The 2,460-nt window shown below is 36.2% G+C and carries 2 protein-coding genes and 1 pseudogene; all 3 read left to right on the top strand.

The features are described 5' to 3' along the window. Window positions 1-1,473 (top strand): phospholipase D-like domain-containing protein (locus tag ADA55_RS21305; RefSeq protein ID WP_065421179.1); only part of this gene is annotated, 1,473 nt, incomplete at its 5' end. Between the two features lie 377 nt (window positions 1,474-1,850). Continuing rightward, the gene (locus ADA55_RS31255) at window positions 1,851-2,192 is read left to right on the top strand and encodes a CBO0543 family protein (protein WP_284706777.1); all 342 of its coding nucleotides are present in this window, start codon (window positions 1,851-1,853) and stop codon (window positions 2,190-2,192) included. Window positions 2,193-2,297: 105 nt separating this feature from the next. Beyond that, window positions 2,298-2,460 (top strand): annotated as a pseudogene (locus tag ADA55_RS31250) (DUF421 domain-containing protein); the annotation flags it as partial.

Genomic DNA, 2,460 nt, shown 5'->3' with positions numbered 1-2,460 from the left:
TTATTCATAGCAATTTGGGAAGTTCGGCGGCCAGCCAAAGCTTTGAATTGGATAGTAATCGTCCTTGTTTTGCCTGTCATTGGTTTCTTACTATATCTTAGCATATCAAATCCCAAGCTTATTCATCGTAAAAGATTGACCTCTTCTCATAATGAGTCTAATAAGTTACCTGATACATATGGTGATTCAGCATCGATAATCGCCGATGCTTTAAGGTATTTTACTGTAGGCGGGCTTCGAGTCGGCAAAGTCCAAGTACTAAACAATGGAATAGCAAAATATGAACAACTTATCGAATCCCTACAAAAAGCCAAAAAAACCATTGATCTGGAATATTTCATCTATCGGAATGACCATATTGGTAATCGCATCACAGAACTGCTGATCGAAAAAGCAGTAAATGGAGTGCGGGTTCGTTTTATTAGAGATGGTTGGGGGAGTAAAAAATTTCCGCGTCAAAAAATTCTTCAGATGGTGGAAGCAGGGATAGAATGTCGGACAATATTTCCTTTAAGCTTTCCCTGGATTTTGTCCAATTGGAATTATCGGGATCATTGTAAGATTGTCACGATTGACAGAAAGGAATCCTTTACTGGGGGTATGAACGTTGGGTATGAATATACAGGATTAAAGCCAGACGTAGGATTTTGGAGGGACACTCATTTGCAAATTATAGGGGAAGCAACAGGCGACTTGCAGACTATCTTCGACGTTCATTGGAATATCGCTGTACCAGAACGGATAAAGTCAAAAACAAAATCTGAGGCAACGAAAAAGCCCACTAAAATCCCAAAATATAAATCAAAGGAAATCAATCCAACCGGGAGCATAGATCTTTCAAGATGGTCTGCCGAATTAGGATCTGAGTTATGGCCTATAGAAGGTAAAACAGACAATACCCAAACAAAGACAGGAGGATTGCAAAAAGCATACATCCATACGTTGGAAGGAAACCCTGGAATTCCTACACCAGTTATTCGTCAAGCTTACTTTATATTAATAACACAAGCGACCAAAACCATTGATATAACAACGCCCTACTTTATACCAGAAACAGATATTATTATGGCATTAAAGACAGCTGTGGCTCGTGGTGTACGCGTAAGATTACTTGTTCCTCGCCATATTGATCAAAAAATCGTGGGCTTTGCAAGTCGTACCTATTACGGGGAACTTATAGAAGCTGGGGTCCAAATCTACCAGTATGATAAAGGAATGTTACATGCGAAACTGATGATCATTGATGAGGAAATTGCAGAAGTAGGCGCAGCAAACTATGATATGAGAAGTTTTCGCCTGAATTATGAAGTGTGTCAAGTCGTGTACAGTGCTGATGTGGCAAGGGAACTCACAGAGCAGTTCGAGAGGGATCTTACTGATTCTGTATCATTAAGAATTGAAGACTTGTTGCAACGATCCCTGACCGAGCGCATTGTTGAACAGGGTTCTCGCCTGCTTTCTCCATTATTATAAGTTGATGTATCCTGTTTTTATTGTTCTATCTTAAATCTAGATTTAAAAAATTTCATTGTTTTTAAAATATTTCTGATTCATTTGAAAAAAGTCGAAAACCCGTGTAAGAAGAACTTTCAACATGGGTTTTTTTCTTATTTACGATGGAAATTCATTACTAAAAAACGGTAATACTAAAAAGGCAGCTCAAAGAGTTTGAATTCAAAAATATCTGTTACCTTTAATTGAAATATAGGGGGATATCAATAGATAATATATTTGAAAATCTTAAGGAAATACGTTTATTAGAAGATAAACCGTACCTTATAGAACTAAATGATTGGCTAAAGAATGAGTTTTTAACTTGGGAATAGTGGATACTAGTCGGTTTTTTAGTTGTGCCTTGGGTTCTATGGGCTAAACTCGTTAAACGAGACATTATTTTAGAAATTTTGTTTTTTGGTACCATAATTATCTTGACAACAACCTTATTAGATGTAGTTGGTGCACAATATAGTTTTTGGGATTACCCCATTGCATTCCTACCTTTTATTCCTCGGGCCTTTCCTTTTGATTTTTCAATGGTACCTGTAGCTTACATGTTGTTATATCAATATTTCAGAAAATGGAAATCTTTTATTTTAGCCCAGATCATTATGGCACTAACATATGCCTATTTAGGTGAACCCTTTTGCGAGTGGGTCAAACTTGTTAATTATTTAGAGTGGAGATACAGATAATCATTCATATATTACATCATTGTTGGAATTGTAACTCGAGCTTTAATACTAAAACTAGCCTCTGTATCTAAACCTCAAGATCTTACAACTAATTAAAAATTTAAATTGGAGGAAAAAACTTTGGAAGAAGTTAATATTGGTTTACTGACGATCAAAGTCATCGTTGGTTTTGCCACTTTATTTTTTATCATTATCATAACAGGAAGAACATCCATCTATCAGTTAACCCCGTTTCACTTAGTTTTTGTGTTAGTACTTGGAGATTTTT

The organism is Bacillus sp. 220_BSPC, from assembly GCF_001054655.1.
Lineage (GTDB): Bacteria > Bacillota > Bacilli > Bacillales > DSM-1321 > Peribacillus > Peribacillus frigoritolerans.
This window is presented reverse-complemented; position numbering and strand designations above follow the sequence as displayed.